Origin of the sequence: Sphingobacterium shayense, from assembly GCF_013179575.1 — a bacterium.
GTDB classification, from domain to species: Bacteria; Bacteroidota; Bacteroidia; order Sphingobacteriales; family Sphingobacteriaceae; genus Sphingobacterium; species Sphingobacterium shayense.
The window spans coordinates 1-1,534 of the sequence record NZ_JABMCQ010000120.1; the positions used below are offsets into that span (position 1 = coordinate 1).

A 1,534-nucleotide genomic window follows, 5' to 3' on the forward strand; every position below is an offset into this window, starting at 1 on the left:
TCAATATCAACGTTCGACTCTCCTCAGCAAGTTTTGTATAATATTGTACGCGTTGAATACTATCGTTTAAAGTGGCCTGTATCGTTGAATCCGCTCTTCGAAATTCAATATCCTTATTAGTTATCGACTGATTGATCGTTGAATACAACTTTTTAGAGAGTGTCGGATTTCCTAAATAAAAATCTACATTTCTCTGAAAGCCAACTGAATCAAGCTGGTATTTATCGAAAATACGTCCGTATAGACTATTAATCACTTTCCGACTGCTATCAATCGATAGCGTACTGAGGTATCCATCGACTAAGTGCACTTCCGTCATCATCTCCACCATTGTGCTCTCTGGCAAAATGCCTTCCGGAGTTGTCTTTTGACATGAAGTAATCAAAAAAATCGACGTCAATATAATGAGTAATAAGCGTTGCATTTTGTAAGTTTGTACAAATTTACAAAATGCCATTTGAATAAATGCTTTTTAAGTTTTTGAACAAAGAATTTACGTCCATCATGAGTATTGCTACAAATATCGAGTCTTTGCAAACAGACTTTAAACCTATAAATGTAAAGTTAGTTGCTGTGTCTAAAACCAAACCTATCGAAGACATCCAACAAGCGTATGACGCAGGCCAACGCGTATTCGGGGAGAACATGGTTCAAGAACTCGTTGAAAAGCAAGAACTTCTTCCCAAAGATATTGAATGGCATTTAATTGGTCATTTACAAACGAACAAAATAAAATATATTGCTCCGTTTATTTCAATGATACAGTCTGTTGACACACTAAAACTTCTTAAGGAGATCAACAAACATGCTGCGAAAAATAATAGAATAATAGATTGCCTTTTGCAAATTCACATTGCCGACGAGGACAGTAAGTTCGGTTTAGACCACGCAGAACTCATCGATCTCTTGCGCGATGAAGAATTAGCTACATTAAAAAATATCCGGATCCGCGGTCTTATGGGGATCGCTACAAATACGGACAATCAAAAAAATATTAACGAAGAGTTCTACGAGCTAAAAATGCTATTTGATGGGATCAAAGTAAGCTTTTTTAGAAAAGAAGATTCGTTCGATACGCTTTCAATGGGAATGTCTTCGGATTATCAACTCGCAATAGAAAATGGAAGCAACATGGTACGTTTAGGAAGTACTATTTTTGGAAAACGCGTAATCAAACATTATAAACTAAAAGATGGTAACGATTAGGAAAGCAGTAGTGGGTGACTGCCCGGCAATGATGGAACTTATCCATGAGCTGGCTGTCTTTGAGAGAGCGCCAGATGAAGTAACGGTTTCTCTAGAAGAATTCATTGATAGTGGATTCGGCGAACGACCGGTTTGGGGTGCATTTGTAGCGGAACGAGAAGGTATAATCTTGGGTCTGTCTTTATATTATATTCGTTATTCGACATGGAAAGGTCGTCGTCTATACCTAGAAGATTTAATCGTTACTCAGTCCGAACGAGGAAATCGCATAGGAAGTAAACTTCTCTCACACACAATAAATTTCGCCAAAGAGCAAGGCTTTGGTGGT

At 37.7% G+C, this 1,534-nt stretch carries 3 protein-coding genes; 2 read left to right on the forward strand and 1 reads right to left on the reverse strand.

All coding sequences use genetic code 11. The features are described from left to right. On the reverse strand, positions 1–424 hold a 424-nt coding region (locus tag HP439_RS13360), incomplete at its 3' end, for a DUF4296 domain-containing protein (RefSeq protein WP_172390839.1). Between the two features lie 80 nt (positions 425–504). Between HP439_RS13360 and HP439_RS13365 the strand changes: the two genes are divergently transcribed. Then, positions 505–1,206, forward strand: coding sequence for a YggS family pyridoxal phosphate-dependent enzyme (locus HP439_RS13365; protein ID WP_172390853.1), 702 nt, complete (start codon positions 505–507; stop codon positions 1,204–1,206). Next, positions 1,193–1,534, forward strand: a 342-nt coding sequence (locus HP439_RS13370; RefSeq protein WP_172390840.1) for a GNAT family N-acetyltransferase, incomplete at its 3' end; no start/stop codon positions are given. The genes HP439_RS13365 and HP439_RS13370, both read left to right, overlap by 14 nt.

What these genes read in the sequence shown, in the direction of transcription:
- HP439_RS13365 (WP_172390853.1), top strand. Translation starts at nt 505, where the DNA reads ATGAGTATTGCTACAAATATCGAGTCTTTGCAAACAGACTTTAAACCT.